The organism is Synechococcus sp. TAK9802, from assembly GCF_014279535.1.
Taxonomy (GTDB): domain Bacteria; phylum Cyanobacteriota; class Cyanobacteriia; order PCC-6307; family Cyanobiaceae; genus Parasynechococcus.
On sequence record NZ_CP047937.1, the window covers coordinates 2,026,728 to 2,043,049 of the forward strand.

At 64.2% G+C, this 16,322-nt stretch carries 12 protein-coding genes and 2 pseudogenes; 11 read left to right on the forward strand and 3 right to left on the reverse strand.

Annotated elements, in window-relative coordinates; translation table 11 throughout:
* Positions 1–22 precede the first annotated feature (22 nt).
* From SynTAK9802_RS11645 to SynTAK9802_RS11665, 5 genes are all read left to right on the forward strand, one after another.
* Complete coding sequence (locus SynTAK9802_RS11645; RefSeq protein WP_186496396.1) at positions 23–439, forward strand: hypothetical protein; 417 nt, start codon at positions 23–25, stop codon at positions 437–439.
* Positions 436–3,633 carry a DEAD/DEAH box helicase gene (locus SynTAK9802_RS11650; protein ID WP_186496398.1) on the forward strand — a complete coding sequence of 1,066 codons (3,198 nt, stop codon included), beginning with the start codon at positions 436–438 and terminating at the stop codon, positions 3,631–3,633. Before SynTAK9802_RS11645 ends, SynTAK9802_RS11650 begins: the two co-directional genes overlap by 4 nt.
* Before the next feature lie 2 nt (positions 3,634–3,635).
* Positions 3,636–4,523, forward strand: coding sequence for an SWIM zinc finger family protein (locus SynTAK9802_RS11655; RefSeq protein WP_186496400.1), 888 nt, complete (start codon positions 3,636–3,638; stop codon positions 4,521–4,523).
* 14 nt (positions 4,524–4,537) lie between these two features.
* Positions 4,538–5,017, forward strand: a complete 480-nt coding sequence (locus tag SynTAK9802_RS11660) for an MEKHLA domain-containing protein (protein ID WP_186496402.1) — start codon at positions 4,538–4,540, stop codon at positions 5,015–5,017.
* A 166-nt stretch (positions 5,018–5,183) separates the two neighbouring features.
* Positions 5,184–5,576 carry an Hsp20/alpha crystallin family protein gene (locus SynTAK9802_RS11665; RefSeq protein WP_186496404.1) on the forward strand — a complete coding sequence of 131 codons (393 nt, stop codon included), beginning with the start codon at positions 5,184–5,186 and terminating at the stop codon, positions 5,574–5,576.
* 127 nt (positions 5,577–5,703) lie between these two features.
* Here SynTAK9802_RS11665 and SynTAK9802_RS11670 read toward each other — a convergent pair.
* A pseudogene (locus SynTAK9802_RS11670) lies at positions 5,704–6,999 on the reverse strand (NRAMP family divalent metal transporter).
* Between the two features lie 82 nt (positions 7,000–7,081).
* Here SynTAK9802_RS11670 and SynTAK9802_RS11675 point away from each other — a divergent pair.
* From SynTAK9802_RS11675 to SynTAK9802_RS11705, 6 genes and pseudogenes are all read left to right on the forward strand, one after another.
* On the forward strand, positions 7,082–8,830 hold the full coding sequence (locus SynTAK9802_RS11675; RefSeq protein ID WP_186496406.1) for a diflavin flavoprotein: 1,749 nt from the start codon (positions 7,082–7,084) through the stop codon (positions 8,828–8,830).
* Positions 8,830–10,632, forward strand: coding sequence for a diflavin flavoprotein (locus tag SynTAK9802_RS11680; RefSeq protein WP_186496408.1), 1,803 nt, complete (start codon positions 8,830–8,832; stop codon positions 10,630–10,632). The genes SynTAK9802_RS11675 and SynTAK9802_RS11680 overlap by 1 nt, the downstream gene beginning before the upstream one ends.
* 93 nt (positions 10,633–10,725) lie before the next feature.
* A pseudogene (locus SynTAK9802_RS12730) lies at positions 10,726–11,439 on the forward strand (rubrerythrin family protein).
* Positions 11,440–11,475: 36 nt separating this feature from the next.
* A complete protein-coding gene (locus SynTAK9802_RS11695; RefSeq protein ID WP_186496412.1) occupies positions 11,476–11,991 on the forward strand; it encodes an NADPH-dependent FMN reductase in 516 nt (171 codons plus the stop codon).
* 8 nt (positions 11,992–11,999) lie between these two features.
* On the forward strand, positions 12,000–12,755 hold the full coding sequence (locus tag SynTAK9802_RS11700; RefSeq protein ID WP_186496414.1) for a pirin-like bicupin family protein: 756 nt from the start codon (positions 12,000–12,002) through the stop codon (positions 12,753–12,755).
* 89 nt (positions 12,756–12,844) lie between these two features.
* A complete protein-coding gene (locus SynTAK9802_RS11705; RefSeq protein WP_011365459.1) occupies positions 12,845–13,051 on the forward strand; it encodes a hypothetical protein in 207 nt (68 codons plus the stop codon).
* 2 nt (positions 13,052–13,053) lie between these two features.
* On the opposite strand, the gene SynTAK9802_RS11710 is transcribed toward SynTAK9802_RS11705, so the two are convergent.
* Together SynTAK9802_RS11710 and gcvP are read right to left on the reverse strand one after the other, a co-directional pair.
* A complete protein-coding gene (locus tag SynTAK9802_RS11710) occupies positions 13,054–13,308 on the reverse strand; it encodes a hypothetical protein (protein WP_011365460.1) in 255 nt (84 codons plus the stop codon).
* A gap of 129 nt (positions 13,309–13,437) precedes the next feature.
* Positions 13,438–16,308 (reverse strand): aminomethyl-transferring glycine dehydrogenase, encoded by a 2,871-nt coding sequence (gene gcvP, locus SynTAK9802_RS11715; protein WP_186496416.1) that lies wholly within the window; start codon positions 16,306–16,308, stop codon positions 13,438–13,440.
* Between the last annotated feature and the right edge of the window lie 14 nt (positions 16,309–16,322).

Consider the following 16,322-nt stretch of genomic DNA (forward strand, 5'->3'; position numbering starts at 1 on the left):
AGGAAAGGGGGATCCTGCCGTCATGATCGCCTTTGAACCGCCGGCGCCCATGGCCGTTCCACCCAGTGATCCCGAGATTCGCCAGCGACTGCGGCTGCAGTCGATCGGTTGGGCGCTGGCTGCCGGGATCAGCGCCGGGCTGCTGAGCTTGCCCTGGGGTCTGGAAGCTGCAGTGCGTTCGGGCGGTTGTGGCCTCTTTTACGGCCTGCTGGCCTTCCACCTGCAACGGGTGGACCCTGATGACGGGCATTTGCAGGCGGGTCTGGTGGGGGCGGTCTGCGGGTTGCGCAGCCTCGGCATGCCCCTACCCCTTGACAACTGGCAGGTCGATGGCCTGGCATCATTGATACTGGAGCTACTTCAGGCCTGGCTGCCGTTGATCGGCAGTGCTCTCCTGCTCCACGGCACCCTCCGCTTCCTGCCCGCGTCGCGGCCATGAGCCTGCTGCACGCCACCTGGCTTCCCGCCATCCGCACCTCCAGCAGTTCCGGTCAACCGGCACTGCTCGTTTGGGCTGACACCTGGCGGGTGGCCACACCGGAAGGCCCCGGCCTCACCCCCGCGCTACACCCCTTCACCCTCAGCCATGACGACCTCAGAGCCTGGCTGAGCGAACGCGACCTTTTGCCGGGCGGCTGCATTGATGCCACGGCCTGTCTCACCCTGCCGAGCCGCACAGTGAAGCCGCGCAAAAGCCGCAGCAAAAAAGAGGAGCCAACGCCGGAACCACCGGGCTGGACCGGGCTACCAATGCAGGCCGACGAACCGATCCCCAAGCAAACCGAATGGTGGCCCTGGCAGGTGCAAGGGCTCGCGGTGGAACCATCAGCGGCCACGGAGTGGCTGTCCCGATTGCCCCTCTCCGGCACCAATCCAGACCTGGCTGACGAACTGCGCTGGTGGAGCCATCTGCAGCGCTGGGCCCTGAGCCTGGTGGCCCGGGGCCGCTGGATTCCCCAGATGGAGCTCAGCAAAGGCGAGGGATATCCGCATCGGGCCCGCTGGGTGCCGCTGCTCAACCGGGAAGAAGACCGACGCCGACTGGAGGATCTAGCGGCCAGCCTGCCCCTGGTGGCCACCTGCGCCTTGCCCTGGCGTGAACCCCTGGGGCGCCGCAGCAACCGCACCACCCGGTTGCGACCGGAGGCCATGCGTGCCGCCAACCCTGTGGCCAGCTGCCGGCCCCGCAGCGGACGCCTGCGGGTGGCGACGCTGCTGGAAGACCTGGTGGACGCGCAGCTGCGCAAGGACTTTGAACCATCCACCGATGGACTCGATCCCCTGCTGACCCTCTGGCAGGAGGCCCTGGGGTCGGAGACCGGGGTGATCGAGATCGGTGATGAAGAGGCTGAACGCCTGGCCACCGCCAGCCATCACTGGAGGGAAGGGATCGCCGGCGGTTTTGCTGCGGCCCGCACCTGCCTTGAACTGCACACCCCACCGGATGGGGAGGATCTCTGGGAGCTGCGCTTCGGGCTGCAGGCGGAAGCCGACCCCAGCCTGAAGCTCCCGGCCGCCGCAGCCTGGGCGGCTGGTGCGGAACCACTACAGCTTGGAGAGATCCGTGTGGACCAACCGGGTGAAGTGCTGCTGGAAGGTATGGGTCGCGCCCTGAGCGTGTTTCCGGCCATTGAGCGGGGTCTGGAGAGCGCCACACCTGAAACGATGCAACTCACCCCTGCCGAGGCCTTCGTGCTGGTGCGCACGGCCGCCCGGCAGCTACGGGATGCCGGCGTGGGGGTGGAGCTGCCGCCCAGCCTCTCCGGTGGCCTGGCCAGCCGACTGGGCCTCTCGATCAAAGCGGAACTACCCGAACGCTCGAGCGGTTTCACGTTGGGTGAGTGTCTGGACTGGGAGTGGGATCTGATGATCGGCGGGGTGACGCTCACCCTGCGAGAACTGGAGCGCCTGAGCGGCAAGCGCAGCCCCCTGGTGCGCCACAAGGGGGCCTGGATCGAACTGCGGCCCAACGACCTCAAAAATGCCGAACGCTTCTGCGGGGCAAAACCTGAACTGAGCCTCGACGACGCGTTGCGGCTGACGGGGACGGAAGGGGAACTGTTAATGCGGATGCCGGTGCACCGCTTCGACGCCGGCCCACGTCTGCAATCGGTGCTGGAGCAATACCACCAGCAGAAGGCCCCCGACCCCTTGCCGGCCCCGGAAGGATTCAGCGGTCAGCTGCGGCCGTATCAGGAGCGGGGCCTCGGCTGGCTCGCCTTCCTGCACCGCTTCGATCAAGGGGCCTGCCTGGCTGACGACATGGGCCTGGGCAAAACCATCCAGCTGCTGGCGTTTCTGCAGCACCTCAAAGCGGAGCAGGAACTGAAACGCCCGGTGCTGCTGGTGGCCCCCACATCGGTGCTCACCAACTGGCGACGGGAGGCGGAATCGTTCACCCCGGAGTTGAAGGTCACCGAGCATTACGGCCCCCGCCGCCCCTCCACACCCGCCGAACTCAAGAAAGCGTTGAAGGAGGTGGATCTGGTGCTCACCAGCTACGGGCTGCTGCAGCGGGACAGCGAACTGCTGGAAACCCAGGACTGGCAGGGGGTGGTGATTGACGAAGCCCAGGCGATCAAGAACCCCGGCGCCAAGCAGAGCCAGGCCGCCCGTGATCTGGCCCGCACCGGCCGCAGCAAGAGCAACCGCTTCCGCATCGCCCTCACCGGCACCCCTGTGGAGAACCGGGTGAGCGAACTGTGGGCCTTGATGGACTTCCTCAACCCCAAGGTGCTGGGGGAAGAAGACTTCTTCCGCCAGCGCTATCGGATGCCGATCGAACGGTATGGCGACATGTCATCCCTGCGGGACCTCAAAGGCCGCGTGGGTCCGTTCATCCTGCGCCGGCTGAAAACCGACAAGACGATCATTTCCGACCTGCCGGAGAAGGTGGAGCTGAGCGAATGGGTGGGGCTGAGCAAGGAGCAGAAATCTCTGTACAGCAAGACCGTGGAAGACACCCTCGATGCCATTGCCCGGGCGCCGCGCGGGCAGCGCCACGGGCAGGTGCTGGCCCTGCTCACCCGGTTGAAACAGATCTGCAACCATCCCGCCCTGGCCCTGAGCGAAGGGGCCGTGGACGATGGCTTCCTGAGCCGTTCGGCCAAGCTGCAGCGGCTGGAGGAGATCCTCGATGAGGTAATCGAAGCGGGCGATCGGGCCCTGCTGTTCACCCAGTTCGCCGAATGGGGGCATTTACTACAGGCCTGGATGCAGCAGCGCTGGAAATCAGAGGTGCCCTTCCTGCACGGCGGCACCCGCAAGAACGAACGCCAGGCGATGGTGGATCGCTTCCAGGAGGATCCCCGCGGTCCACAGCTGTTCCTGCTCTCGCTCAAGGCCGGTGGTGTGGGCCTCAACCTCACCCGGGCCAGCCATGTGTTCCACATCGACCGCTGGTGGAACCCGGCTGTGGAGAACCAGGCCACCGACCGGGCCTATCGGATCGGCCAGACCAACCGGGTGATGGTGCACAAATTCATCACCAGCGGCTCGGTGGAGGAAAAAATCGATCGCATGATCCGCGAGAAATCACGCCTGGCCGAAGATGTGATCGGCTCCGGCGAAGATTGGCTGGGAAGCCTCGGTGGCGATCAATTGCGCGATCTCGTTTCTTTGGAGGACACCTGACCATGACCCTCACCAATGTCAGCTCCAACGGCAGCACCGCCATCGGCGACGACGGCCTCGGCCAACAGCCCTGGTGGGTTGAGCAATGGATGGAGCTGATCAACGGCTACCGCTTCAAGAAACGGCTGGAGCGGGCCTGGGGCTACGCCCGCGAGGGCCATGTGACCTCGATCCGCTTCGAAGGCCGCCGTGTGCATGCACGCGTCCAAGGCACTGATGAAGCGCCTTACAAGGTGAAGCTCTGGCTGGACGTGCTCAACGATGAGGACTGGGGCTATGTGCTGGAAGCCCTAGCCCAGAAAGCACGCTGGTCGGCCCAATTGCTGGCGGGGATCATGCCCTCCGACATCGAGCGGGCCTTCGCCGCCAGCGGCAAGCGCCTGTTCCCGTTCAAGCTGCAGGAGGTGCGCAGCGAATGCACCTGCCCCGACAAAGCCAACCCCTGCAAACACATCAGCGCGGTGTATTTCCTGATGGGGGATCGCTTCAGTGAAGATCCCTTCGTGCTGTTCCAACTGCGGGGCCGCAACCGGGCCCGACTGCTGGAAGACCTGGCGGAATACCGACGCAAAGCCCTCGCGGACTTAGCCCAACAAGCGAAGGAAAAAACAAACAGCAACTCCGCCAGTAAAGCCACTCTTTTACCCCCCCATGCAGCCGTTCAAGACCCGGCTCTGTGGTGGCGCTACAACCGCAGCCTCGATGGCGACCTGGTGGTGATCACCCCAGCCATGGATGGCGACACGGGCCTCGATGCTGCCGGAGAACTGCCGCTGGCCGAAGACCCACGCTTCGCCGATGCGCGCAACACCTTCCTCGGCAACCTCAAGGCCCACGGCCAGGCCAGTGCCCAGAAGGCGATGCTGCAGGCCATGGCAGCCGGCGGCTGAAGCGGAGTGGCGCCATGGCCAGCGAAGCCGACTGGCTCACCACCGACAAACAAGAGCTCGCCGGAGTGCTGCTGCAATCGCATCAACGGGCCTTCAGCTGGCCGCTGATCGCCACCCACCAACCGGGGCACTCAAAGCGGCTGATCTGCCAGAACCTATTCGCCTGCGGCTTTCCGGTGCTAGCCCACGGAACGGAGCAGGATCCCGAGCTCAGTTACGCCAACGCTGCAGCCCTGCAGCTGTGGGACAGCCACTGGGATGAGCTGATCGGCATGCCCTCACGGCTTACCGCCCCGGACAGCGAACGGGCGGAACGCAGCAGCGCCCTGGGCCAGGCCAAACGCCTCGATGCCGTGCAGAACTATCGCGGCATTCGCATCAGCCGCAAAGGACGGCGATTCATGATCAACAAGGCCCGGATCTGGACCCTCTGGGATGCGGAAGAGCGGGTCTGCGGCCAGGCGGCCTGCTTCAGCGACTGGTGGTGGCTTTAAGGAGATTCGGTTTCAACACCATCCCTGTGGTGCCAGCCGAACCTGGTGGTACAGACCGAATCAAAACGGACGGTTCTCACGCTTCTGGTTCTCATCCGAGCGGCGCAGATTGTGATGGCGGGCGATCAACCCAGTCCGCAGATGTTCATTCTTCGGAGCCACCATCATGCTGACCCTGCGCCAATCCCCCTTTGATCTGTTCGAGCGTCTCGAACAACAACTGGCCACCGCTGAGCGCGTTCCCAACGCCGAAATCCGCGAAACCGAGACCAGCTACACCGTGCAACTGGAACTGCCCGGGGTGGACCGCGACTCCATCGACGTCAAGGCCACCGATCGCAACCTGGTGATCAGCGCTGAACGCCCAGCCACAGGCAGCGATGACAGCAAAGCACCGCTGCTGAGCGAATTCCGCAGCGGCACCTGGAGCCGCAGCTTCCGTTTCCCGCAGAGCCTCGATCGCGACCAGCTCAAGGCCAGTTATCGGGACGGCATTCTTGAAATCAACGCCGGCAAAGCAGTGGAACACACCAGCGTTTCGGTGAAGGTGGAGAGCTGATCAGGTCCTGAATCAGAACCTGAGCACTGAAAGCCTTGGGCTGGACAAGCCCAACACACCAAGACAAGAAGAACGGAAGCCCAACCCCTGCCCACGGCAGGGGTTTTTTGTTGAAGCAAGGGCGAAATCAGCCGCCGAGGCCGAGGAAGAAACGGCCGATGAACAGCAGGCTGAAGCCACTGAAAAACACCAGACCGAACCAGCAGAAGGCCTGGGTGAGCCGCCCATAACGGTGCTCCACTGGAACCAAGGGGCTGTTGATCGTGTCCATGGCCATCCAGGCGAACAGAGGAGCAGTGAGGAAGCTGCCGGTCATCGCCCCGAAGACGAAATCCTTCACGCCGATTCCGCCGCCCTTGGCCACCACCAGCGCCAGCACAGCGGCCAGGAAATGCACGATCACCCAGATGTCGAAGCGACGCTGCATGGGCCCCGGCGCTGAATCCCCACTGTCGTGATGACGCAGCAGCCCCTGAATCGCCGCAATGCTGCGGGGATAGGCATCCAGGCAGGTGAGGGTGGTGCTGAACATGGCGAAAAAAGCCGCGGGGATGATCACCCAGGCCGCCCAACCACCCATGGCGGCGGTATAGAGCTTGATCAGCTTCTGGGCGAAGGACACGCCACTGCCGGCCAGCATTCCGTCACCGCTGCCGTACATCGTGTAGGCGCCCAGGATCACAAAAAACATGGCCGTCACCACGGTGACGCCATAGCCGAGGTTGAAATCAAATTCAGCCTCCTTCGGCGTCGCGGTGTGCTCGGTGTCGCGCGCACGGGAGAACATCCACAACGATGGCCAAACGCACATCTCCACCGGTCCAGGCATCCAGCCCATCAGGGGAATCAGGAAGGCCAGGTTGGCCAGGGTCCAGGGGCTGGGATCCGTGCTAACCCAACTGGCCGCCACATCGCCGACGGGGCCGCGGATCAGCAGTGATGCAGCCGCCACCCCCGTGAGCAGGGTGAGCAGCACCACCAACAGCTTGGAGAGACGGTCGAGCGCCCGGTAATGCCCCAGGAGCAGCACCAGGCCACTCACCGCCAGCACGGCGATGGACAGTCCGTAGGGGTCCAACCCCGCCAGGAGAGGGATGTTGGTGAGCAGCAGCCCCGCCACAAAACTCACCGCCGCGATGGTGAAGGTGCCGGTGACCAGGCTCACCACCAGGTACAGCGGCAGGTAGAGGGGATTGCGTTTCTGGAACCCCTACAGCAGCGACAGTCCGGTGGCCGCTGTGAAGCGGGTGCCCACGCGCAGGAACGGGTACTTGATCAGATTGGTGAGCAAGATCAGGCCCACCAGCGCAAAGCCGAATCGGGCTCCCGCCGTGGTGGACGACATCAAGTGGGATCCACCAATGCAGGCACCGGCCAAGAGGATCCCGGGTCCGATGCTGCGTCGCAGCGTCGATGACGCCATCACAAGATTGCAGTTGATACCAGTCTCCGCCGCTTTGCCCCGCTGAATCTCCGTAGAGTCGACTTCCGTCACGGTCGGTTTCATGGTCGTTGCTCCCGCTGCTCCGAAGCTGTCGCTGCAGTGCGAGGCCATCGCCGCCGACACCACCACGATCCGCTCCCTCGACTGGGACCGCAGCCGCTTCGACATTGAATTCGGCCTGCGCAACGGCACCACCTACAACGCCTTCCTGGTGCGGGGGGAACGCACCGCCCTGATCGACACCAGCCACGCCAAGTTCCGCGACATCTGGATCCCCCTGCTCAAGCAGCAGATCGATCCAACTGCGATCGATGTGTTGATCGTGAGCCACACCGAACCCGACCACTCCGGATTGATCGGTGACCTGATCGATCTCAATCCTGAGATCGAAATCGTGGGATCGAAGGTGGCCCTGCAGTTCCTCAAGGACCAGGTGCACAGGCCGTTCAAATCCCGTGCGGTGAAGTCGGGCGAGGAATTGGATCTCGGCACCAACCCCGAGAGCGGCATCCAGCACCGCTTCGAATTCCTCAGTGCTCCGAACCTGCACTGGCCGGACACGATCTTTTCCTTCGATCACGGCACCGGCATCCTCTACACCTGCGATGCCTTCGGTCTGCATTACTGCTCTGACGACGTCTTCGACGCCGATCCCGGCACCATCGCCCCTGATTTCCGCTTCTATTACGACTGCCTAATGGGCCCCAATGCCCGCAGCGTGCTGCAGGCCCTCAAGCGCATGGATGGCCTGCCGGAGATCAACACCATCGCGGTGGGCCACGGACCGCTGTTGCGGCATCACCTCAGCCACTGGATCAGCGACTACCGCGAGTGGAGCGGCCAGCGCAGCAAAGGCGAGAGCTATGCCGCCGTTTGTTATCTGAGCCAGTACGGCTTCTCCGATCGGATCAGCCAGGCCATTGCCCACGGCATCGGCAAGGCCGATGCCCAGGTGCAGTTGGTGGACCTGCGGGCCACCGACCCCCAGGAACTCACTGCCCTGCTCGGCGATGCCAAGGCTGTTGTGGTGCCGACCTGGCCCGCGGAACCGGAACCGGATCTCCAGGCCTCGATCGGAACCCTGCTGGCGGCCCTGCATCCCAAACAACTGGTGGGGGTGTACGACGCCTTCGGCGGCAACGATGAACCGATCGACGCCGTCGCCGATCAACTGCGCAGCCAGGGGCAGAAGCAAGCCTTCAGCCCATTGCGGATCAAACAGCTGCCCCAGGGCAGCGACTACCAACGCTGTGAGGAGTCGGGCACCGACCTCGGCCAGCTGCTGACCAAAGAAAAGACAATCGCGGCGATGAAAAGCCTCGATGGCGACCTCGACAAGGCCCTGGGTCGCATCAGCGGTGGCCTTTATGTGGTGACCGCCAGCCAGGGGGAGGGCGAATCGCAACGCCGCAGCGCCATGGTGGCCAGCTGGGTGAGCCAGGCCAGCTTCACCCCACCGGGCCTCACCATCGCCGTCGCCAAAGACCGTGCGATCGAAGCCCTGATGCAGGTGGGCGACCGCTTCGTGCTGAACGTTCTACGGCAGGACAATCATCAACAACTGATGCGCCATTTCCTCAAGCGCTTCCCCCCCGGTGCCGATCGTTTCGCTGGGGTGGACGTGCTGGAGGGAACCGCCGATGGCGGCCCGGTGCTCGCTGATGCCCTGGCTTTTCTGGGCTGCCGGGTAGAGCAACGGATGGAGGGCCCCGATCACTGGATCATCTATGCCGTGGTGGAGCAGGGCAATGTGGCCGATGCAGAGGCCAGCACGGCGGTGCACCACCGCAAAGTGGGGAACCACTACTGATGAGCGTGACCAGCACCGCAACCTCGCGTCGCACGATCCAGCTGCCGATCGACGATGGGGTCGTTGGTCTGCGCGGTCTGAGCCCTCAACGGCACCGCTTTGAACTGGAATACGCCCTGGAGCGGGGCAGCACCGCCAACAGTGTGTTGTTTGAGGCTGGTGACGGCGCCCCTGCCGTGCTGGTCCACCCCCCGGGGGTGGCCTACAGCACGGCCTTTCTGCCGGTGCTGGCCGAAGCCCTGCCCAGCAGCGACGCACCGCTGCTGGTGGTGGTGGGCCACGTCAACCCCAACCGCGTTGCCCTGCTGCGGGATCTAGCGGAGGCCTACGCCAGCCTGGAACTGATCGTCTCCAACCCCGGCGCCAAGCTGATCGAGGAGCTGTGGAGCCAGCGCAAGCCGGCCCCTCCCGGTGAGACAAGCGAGCAACCACCACTGCCCGATCTGCCGCCCCTGCGGGTGATCCGCCAGGAGCAGACGCTTCCGCTCAGCCATCAGCGCAGCTTGATGCTGCTGCCGGCCCCAACCCCCCGCTGGCCCGGCGGATTGCTGGCCTTCGAGGAAAGCCTGGGACTGCTGATGAGCGACAAGTTCTTCAGTGCCCACCTCTGCACGGACAGCTGGGCCGAAAGCAACCGCAGCAGCACTGAAGAAGAACGCCGGCACTTCTACGACTGCCTGATGGCCCCCATGGCCCGTCAGGTGGATGCCCTGGTGGAACGGCTCGAAGAACTCGACATCCGCACCATTGCGCCGGGCCATGGCCCGGCCATCGAAGCCAGTTGGCGCAGCCTGCTGAATGACTACCGCCGCTGGGGCGAAGGCCAGCAGAACGCCAGCCTGACGGTGGCGTTGCTGTTTGCCAGCGCCTACGGCAATACCGCAGCCATTGCCGATGCCCTGGCCCGCGGGGTCAGCCGCACCGGCATCCGGGTGAACAGCTTGAACTGCGAATTCACCCCTGCCGATGAACTGGTGAGCACGATCCAGCAGGCCGACGCGGTGTTGATCGGCTCACCCACCCTGGGGGGCCATGCCCCCACACCGATCGTGTCGGCCCTTGGAACCCTGTTGGCGGAGGGGGATCGCAGCAAGCCCGTGGGGGTGTTCGGCAGCTTCGGCTGGAGCGGTGAGGCGGTGGACCTGCTGGAAACGAAGCTACGGGATGGCGGCTTCAGCTTTGGCTTCGAGCCGATCCGGGTGAAGTTCAGTCCGGATGCCGCCCGGGTGAAGGAGCTGGAGGAAACCGGCACCCGTTTCGCCCGCCAGCTGCTGCAGAGCCAGAAACGGGCGCAACGGCGCAGTGCGGGGGGCTTGAGCGAAAGCCGCAGCGATCCAGCGGTGCTGGCCCTGGGCCGTGTGATTGGCTCCCTCTGCGTGCTCACCACCCGCAAAGCGGAGCTGAGCGGCGCCATGGTGGCCAGCTGGGTGAGCCAGGCCAGCTTCAATCCCCCCGGCATCACCGTGGCCGTGGCCAAGGACCGTGCCGTGGAAGCGCTGCTGCACAAGGGCGATCGCTTCGCCTTGAACGTGCTGGCCGAAGGCCGCGAAACCGCCCTGATGAAGCAGTTCCTGCAACCGTTCGAACCCGGTGCCGATCGCTTTGCAGGCCTCGAGCTGGACACCAGCCCCGCCGAACAGCCCTTGCTGCCGGATGCTCTGGCCTGGCTGGACGGCAAGGTGAGCCAGCGGATGGAATGCGGGGACCACTGGCTGATCTATGCCGAAGTGGATCACGGCGGAGTGCTGGATGCGGAGGGCAGCACCGCCGTGCACCAACGCCGCAGCGGCGCCAACTACTGAGCCGGCAGCCTGAGCCGGCAAACCGAACTTCCTACTAACTCATACTCACTATGAGTTAGGGCTAGGCTGATGGAACGATCCCCGGCGCCATCGATGGACCTTTCCAAGCCTTCCACCCACGCCAATCTCGAGGCCGCTTTCGGTGGCGAGAGCATGGCCAACCGCAAATACCTGTTCTTTTCAGAGGTGGCCAAACAGCTGGGCCACAAGGACCTGGCCACGTTGTTTCGAGACACCGCAGCGCAGGAAACGGAACACGCCTTCGCCCACTTCCGCCTGCTGCACCCCGAATTGGTGGTGAACGATCCCGAGCAGCTCAGCGACGAGTAGAAGCAGGCCATCCTGAGCCGCTGCCTGGAGCTGGCGATTGAAGGCGAAACCTACGAGTACACAACGATGTATCCGGAGTTCGCCGCCCAGGCCCGGCAGGACCGGGACAGCAGAGCAGCAGCGGAATTCGCCGAGCAAAGCAGCGAATCCAAGGAGCATGCGGGCCTGTTCCGCACCGCCGCCAAGAACTTCGGCCTGCTGACCCCGATCGAGCAGCATTACGCCGAAACCTATGGCGTTGCCCTTGAGGCCCTGCAAGGCAAGGGCACCGCAGGCCAGTCCGATCAACCGATCCCGGGCAAGTGGATCTGCAAGGTGTGCTCGATGATCTACGACCCCGCCGAGGGGGATCCTGATTCCGGCATCGCCCCAGGCACGCCGTTTGAGGCGATTACCGACGATTGGCACTGCCCGATCTGCGGCGCCCGCAAAGCCAGCTTTATTCCTCACCGCGAAGCCGAATTGAAAACGGCCTGACGCCCTTGCACGATTCCATCAAGAGCCTTCGTCTCCATGTCCTCCGACCTCATCGTTCTGACGGCGAGCAATGGCGAAAACCGCAAGCTGGCGGAACGCTTCGTGCAGGCCGCCGCAGCTCAGAATGCCAGCGCCGAACTGATCGATCTCACTCAGCTCGACCTGCCCCTGTTCACGCCACAGGTCCAAGCAGCAGGGGCGGGCCCTGACCTTGTCGCCCTGCACGACCAGCTGCACGCAACCCCACGCTGGGTGATCTGCGCCCCGGAATACAACGGCTCGATTCCTCCGTCGCTCACCAATACCATTGCCTGGCTCTCGGTGACCGACGACGACTTCCGATCCCTGTTCAACGGGCGGCCAATCGCCATGGCCACCTTCTCCGGCGGTGGCGGCATGGAACTGCTGGTGTCGCTGCGCATCCAGCTCACCCACCTCGGGGCCCAGGTGGTGGGGCGTCAGCTGCTGAGCAACCACACCAAACCAGCCCAGGACGACAGCATCAACGACCTGGTGCAGCGGCTTCTGCAGATGCAACCCCTCCAACTCTGAACACCTCGATGTGCCGGATGGCCCCGCCAACAGGTCAACACGACACCACGTCAACCGTGATCCTGCGACCTGCAGACGAGCGCTTCCACAGCCAGCTGGACTGGCTCGATTCCTGGCACAGCTTCAGCTTCGGCAGCCATCAGGATCCGAACTGGATGGGCTTCGGCCCCTTGCGGGTGATCAACGACGACACCATTGCTGCAGGCCAGGGGTTCGGCATGCACCCCCACCGGGACATGGAAATCATCACGGTGATGGTGGAGGGGGCCCTGAGCCATGCCGACTCGATGGGCAACAGCGCGGTGCTGCATGCCGGCGAGGTGCAACGGATGAGTGCCGGCAGCGGCATCGTTCACAGCGAAATCAACCAGACCAGCGCGCCCTGCAGGCTCCTGCAGATCTGGATTGAGCCAGCACAGCTGGGCATCCAGCCCGCCTACGAGCAGAAACCCTTCGCCATCGGCGAGGGCTGGACGCCCCTGATTGAGCCCGACGCCACCGGCGATGCGATGGCCATCGAACGTCCCGTGCGCCTCTGGCGTGCCCAACCGCAACGCCAACAGAAGTTGCCATTGCCCGCCGCCGAGGAGCGATGGCTCTGGCTTCAGGTGATTGATGGGGAGCTGACGCTCAACAGTGAAGGCTCCCAGAAGCAGTCGCTTCGGCGGGGCGATGGGGTGGGCCTGATCCAGGACGCAGCAACACAAAGCGAGCTGATCGGCCTCGGTGAACGCACCGACGTGCTGCTGTTTGCCCTGGCGTGAAGCAATCCGGAAAAGATCTGGTGCAAGTGGGAGACACCAGATCTTGTGCCCTGAAATGACGGGGTCACCTCCAAACAATCCCTAGAGCGATGGGATTCATGAACGGTCAGGAGGCCTCGGTTCGGTACCGCGGCTTTCTTTTGATGCCTCAAACCAACCGGAGCTGGCTGGTGAGGCCGGAACGCAGCCCGATGCGTTTGCTGCCCTTCCGCACACCAACCTGCTCATTGGCCGACGTCAAAGCCCTGCTGGACTGGCGTCTGGCCCAGGAAGAATCAGAGATCGGCGTGGCCTGAACTCAGGCCGCTGCCGGCGGTGGAGTGGGATCGCCCACCGGTTGAAAAGGAATCACCAGGGTGGCCCAGTGATCGGGCCGCTCGGGGCGGCTGCGACGGGAACGGCGCGTGCCAAAGGGAACCCGAATCACATTGGTTCCTTCAATTGACAAGGTATGGCCACGATTGAAGGCCGATTCCAGACCCTCAGGAAGTTGAGGAAGGGCAGGCCCTTCAACGCTGCTGAGCGCAGATTTCTTGTTGTTGTCCCGATCCATGGTGTCCCCCGACAGACGAATCAGTTGTCGAACAGTTTGACCGAACTCGCAAGGGCGATGAACGGAATCAAACCAATTTTTCCACTTTCAGTGAAAATTTACACGCTCTGAACCCCTTGCACCAGGGCTTCAAGCCGCCACAGCCACCGCTTCCACCGAAGGACAGGTGCAAACCAGGTTGCGATCACCAAAGGCGTTATCAATCCGTGCCACAGCGGGCCAAATCTTGCTCTCCTGTTGCCCCTCCATCGGGAAGGCGGCCTGCTGACGGCTGTAGGGACGATCCCAGTCATCCGCTATGACGGCAGCGAGGGTGTGAGGAGCACGCTTGAGCGGGTTGTTCTGAGGGTCGTTGGTGCCGGCTTCAATGGCGCGAATCTCCTCGCGGATCGCCACCAGGGCATCGGCGAAACGATTCAACTCCGCCAGGCTTTCGCTTTCGGTGGGCTCCACCATCACCGTGCCGGCCACCGGCCAGCTGACGGTGGGTGCATGGAAGCCGTAGTCCATCAAACGCTTGGCGATGTCATCCACATCGATCCCCGCATCCCGTTTGAGCGGGCGGAGGTCGAGGATGCATTCGTGGGCCACCCGCCCGGTGCTGCCGCGAAACAGCACGGGGTACGAGGCGTCGAGCCGATGGGCGAGGTAGTTGGCCGACAACAGCGCTACTGCACTGGCCTGCCGCAGGGCTTCCGCCCCCATCATCCGCAGGTACATCCAGCTGATCGGCAGGATGCTGGCGCTGCCGAGCGCTGCTGCGGACACCGGACCGATGGCCGATGCGACACCGGCCTGCAAGGGATGGCCCGGCAGGAAGGGGGCCAGATGCGCCGCCACACCAATGGGCCCCACGCCAGGGCCACCGCCCCCATGGGGGATGCAGAAGGTCTTGTGCAAGTTCAGGTGGCAGACATCGGCACCGAAGGCACCAGGACGGCACAGCCCCACCTGGGCATTGAGGTTGGCCCCATCGAGGTACACCTGGCCCCCGTGCCGATGCACCACCGCGCAGATCTCACGGATGCCGGTTTCAAACACGCCGTGGGTGGAGGGGTAGGTGACCATCAGCGCCGCCAGCCGGTCGGCGTGCTCGGCCGCCTTCGCCGCCAGATCCTGCTGATCGATGTTGCCCTCGTCATCACAGGCGACAGCCACCACCTTGAGGCCGGCCATCACGGCACTGGCGGGGTTGGTGCCGTGGGCGCTGGTGGGGATCAGACAGATGTCGCGATGGGCTTCACCGCGGGAGCGGTGCCAGGCGCGAATCACCAGCAGCCCTGCGTATTCCCCCTGGGAACCGGCATTGGGCTGCAACGACACGGCAGCAAAACCGGTCAGGGCAGCCAGCCATTGCTCCAGATCGTCGGCCAGACGTCGATAGCCCTTGGCCTGATCGGCTGGGGCAAAGGGATGCAAGGCCGCAAACGCAGGCCAGCTCACCGGCTGCAGCTCGGCGGCGGCGTTGAGCTTCATGGTGCAACTGCCCAACGGAATCATCCCGTGCACCAGCGAGAGATCACGGCTCACCAACCGCTGGATATAGCGCAACAGCTCTGATTCGCTGCGGTACTGATGAAAAACCGGCTGGCTCAGCCAGGGCTGGCTGCGCTGCGGCAGGGAAAGGGACGGGGGCTGCTCAGCCTCGAACTGCGGGGTGGCCTGACCGCAGGCCTCCGCCAGCAGTGCGAGCAGGGCTTGCAGCTCCTGTTGATCCGAGAGCTCATCGAGGCTGATGCCGAATCCGGTGGCGTCCGCCGGCGCTGCACCATCGGGCAGCACCCGCAGATTGAAACCAGCCGTTGCGGCAGCGCGGTGCACAGCCGGTGCCGACGCACAGTGCACAGTGACGGTGTCGAATCGGTCGGCCAGCTCCAGCGGATAACCCAGGGCCCGCAGGCCCTGTTCCAACTGGCTGCGCAGGCCAGTGATGCGCTGGGCGATGGCCTGCAGACCATCAGGGCCATGGTGCACCGCATAAAACGAGGCCATCACGGCCAGCAGCACCTGGGCCGTGCAGATGTTGCTGGTGGCCTTGTCGCGACGGATGTGCTGCTCACGGGTTTGCAGCGCTAAGCGCAGGGCCGAACGGCCTTCCGCATCCTTGGATTGCCCCACAAGACGACCAGGGATCTGGCGCTTATAGGCCTCAACGGTGGCGAAGAAAGCCGCATGAGGGCCACCAAATCCCATCGGCACCCCCAGGCGTTGGGCGCTGCCCACAGCAATGTCGGCCCCGAGGGATCCCACGGGCGCCATCAGGGTCTGCGCCAGGGGGTCGATCGCCACGGTGACCAAGGCACCGGCGGCATGGGCCGCTTCGATCACGGCGGATGGATCCCAGAGGCATCCATCGGCACCTGGCAACTGCAGCAGTACACCAAACACCGACGCATCGATCGGCGCCGTGGCCGGGTTGACCCGCTCAAGGCTGATGCCGAGGGGTTCGGCGCGGGTCTGCAGCACTGCCCAGGTCTGAGGCAGAACATTGGCGTCCACCAGGAACCGTGTCGCCTCAGGGCGACGGCACACCCCGAAGCTGAGGCTCATCGCCTCCGCAGCGGCGGTGGCTTCATCAAGCAGCGAGGCGTTGGCGATCGGCAAGCCCGTGAGCTCACTGATAAGGGTTTGAAAGTTGAGCAGGGCCTCCAGACGACCCTGGGCGATTTCCGCCTGGTAGGGGGTATAGGCGGTGTACCAGGCCGGATTCTCAAAAACGTGGCGCTGGATCAGAGCCGGGGTTGCCGTGCCGTAGTAACCCAGCCCGATCAGGGAACGACGCAGCGTGTTGGTTTCGCTCAACTGCTTCAGCTGCTGGAGCGCCTCCGCCTCCCCGCAACCCTCGGGCAAGGCCTCAACAGGCGGCTTGTGATCAAGGATGTCGGCGGGCACGACATCAGCGATGAACTCCTGCAGATCGCTGTAGCCCAGGGCATTGAGCATGAGGAGCTGTTCCGCCTCACTCGGGCCGATGTGCCGCTGCGCAAAAGGAGAAGTCAACGTCGAATGCACAT